Origin of the sequence: Pseudoalteromonas sp. SR45-5, assembly GCF_014163565.1 — a bacterium.
Classification (GTDB): Bacteria; Pseudomonadota; Gammaproteobacteria; order Enterobacterales; family Alteromonadaceae; genus Pseudoalteromonas; species Pseudoalteromonas distincta.
On the sequence record NZ_JACJDN010000737.1, the window covers coordinates 1 to 1,778 of the forward strand.

At 39.1% G+C, this 1,778-nt stretch carries 2 protein-coding genes; both read right to left on the bottom strand.

Translation table 11 applies throughout. The annotated features are described in order from the left end of the window. Positions 1-667, bottom strand: a 667-nt coding sequence (locus tag H5072_RS18500; protein ID WP_182694395.1) for a catalase, incomplete at its 3' end; no start/stop codon positions are given. 241 nt (positions 668-908) lie between these two features. Further along, positions 909-1,742 (bottom strand): mechanosensitive ion channel family protein, encoded by an 834-nt coding sequence (locus tag H5072_RS18505; protein WP_182694396.1) that lies wholly within the window; start codon positions 1,740-1,742, stop codon positions 909-911. Positions 1,743-1,778: the final 36 nt, after the last annotated feature.

Consider the following 1,778-nt stretch of genomic DNA (forward strand, 5'->3'; position numbering starts at 1 on the left):
GAACACCAAAACCTTCCATAAAGCGTAAAGAGCGTGGAATAGCTCTATCAGACATTGCCCACATAACCATGTGCATTGACTCAGGTGACAAACTCACAAAGTCCCAAAAGTTATCATGTGCTGTTTGCGCCTGCGGAAAACCACGATCAGGCTCGGCTTTAGCGCTATGAATTAAATCAGGAAACTTCATTGCATCCTGAATAAAGAATACCGGTATATTGTTACCCACTAAATCCCAGTTTCCTTCTTGGGTATAAAATTTTACCGCAAAACCGCGTACATCACGTGCTAAATCTGGTGATCCTTTATTACCTGCAACCGTAGAGAAGCGAGTAAACACAGGCGTTTTTTCACCTTTTCGCTGAAAAATATCTGCACAGGTTAAATCTTCAAGCGTGTCGTAAGTTTCAAAATATCCGTGTGCACCATAGCCTCTAGCGTGCACTACACGCTCAGGAATGCGTTCATGATCAAAGTGAAAGATCTTCTCGCGCATTATGTGATCTTCTAATAATCCGGGGCCACGTTTGCCCGCACGTAATGAGTTTTGATCGTCACTTACAGGGCAGCCCTGCGCGGTGGTCATGGTAGGGTGTTCATCCGACGCTTTTTGATGCAATTCGCCGCCATGCCCTTTATTACCTGAGTATTTAAATGATTCAGCCATGTTTAGTCCTTCATACAGTTTGATTTAATGGGTCAATAGTTTTTATGAGCTTTAAAGCTAAAAGCGACTATGCAAATGCAAAATAAAGACCAGCCATCCAACCTAGTAAAAAAGGGCTGTACAGATAACAATGTAGTATTTGAGATGATTTATAAAAGAAAAAGTTACACAGGTATGTAACTTTTTCACACAAAAAAGAGCACTTAAAAGTGCTCTTAGGTTTATGCATTTTTAAATTTAGTTAATCTTTATTCTCGTTAACTAAAATAACTTTACGATGTGGGAAAGGTATTTCAATGTTGTTTTTATCTAGTGCTTTTTTAATTAACTCTGGCACTGTGTAAAGAATATCGAAGTAATGCTCGCCCTTACAAAATGGCCTTACTAAAAAGTCTACTGAGCTGCTGTTAAGAGTTTCTACTTCAACAAAAGGCGCTGGATCTTTTAGTATGTGTGGGTGCGCTGCAAGTACCCCATCTATAACTTTACGTACAGCCGTTGTATCTTCACCGTAAGCAACACCAAAATGCATATCTACACCACGAATTGGATGATGTGAATGGTTTATAATTTGCGCGCCCCAAATTTGACTATTTGGTATAATAACCTGTTGATTATCGAACGTTTGTAAAATAGTAGTAAACATATCTACTTCTGTTACTTTACCAAAACGCCCTGCAGCCTCAATAAAGTCATTCACTTTATAAGGTCTAAATATTAGCAACATAACGCCTGCGGCAAGGTTCGACATTGCACCTTGTAACGCCAAGCCTATAGCAAGTCCCGCAGCACCGAGTAAAGCAATAATAGAGGCTGTTTGTACACCAAAGCGATTTAACACAGCAATAATAACGAACGCTAATATGATGTAGCGAGCCATGCTGCCTAAAAAGCGAAAAAGCGTATCGTCAAGATGAGTGTATTTATGACACAAGCCAATAATTAAATTGCGTACTTTGCCCGCTAACCATAAGCCCGCAAGTAAAATTGCAATTGCTAGTAATATGTTGGTTGCCCACGTAATTGCAGCGGGTAAATATTGATTAATATCAATGTTGTTTATTATGTCTTCCATTGTTTTTCCTGTTTTAAAACTTTTAGCTAGTTTTTC